Source organism: Anaerocolumna jejuensis DSM 15929, assembly GCF_900142215.1.
GTDB lineage: Bacteria > Bacillota > Clostridia > Lachnospirales > Lachnospiraceae > Anaerocolumna > Anaerocolumna jejuensis.
This window is the reverse complement of the sequence record NZ_FRAC01000002.1, coordinates 1-461: the sequence shown is the minus strand read 5'-3', so window position 1 is coordinate 461 and position 461 is coordinate 1. Positions and strand designations below refer to the sequence as shown.

The 461-nt window shown below is 50.3% G+C and carries 1 rRNA gene; it reads right to left on the bottom strand.

From position 1 onward, the window contains the following. Positions 1-461: ribosomal RNA gene (locus BUB77_RS00010) — 23S ribosomal RNA — on the bottom strand; the annotation flags it as partial.

Below are 461 nucleotides of genomic sequence, written 5' to 3'. Positions count from 1 at the left end.
TCACCGGGTGCATTGTCGAGACAGTGCCCAAATCATTACGCCTTTCGTGCGGGTCGGAACTTACCCGACAAGGAATTTCGCTACCTTAGGACCGTTATAGTTACGGCCGCCGTTTACTGGGGCTTAAGTTCAACGCTTCGGATTGCTCCTAACATCTCCCCTTAACCTTCCAGCACCGGGCAGGCGTCAGCCCATATACTTCACCTTACGGTTTTGCATAGACCTGTGTTTTTGCTAAACAGTTGCTTGGGCCAATTCTCTGCGGCCTGTATTTCTACAGGCACCCCTTCTCCCGAAGTTACGGGGTCATTTTGCCGAGTTCCTTAACAATGCTTCTCCCGTCGGCCTTAGGATTCTCTCCTCATCCACCTGTGTCGGTTTACGGTACGGGCTTATAAAAAACAATAGCGGCTTTTCTTGGCAGTGCCTTCATCAGCTTCCCTACTTTAAAATTCGGTCCA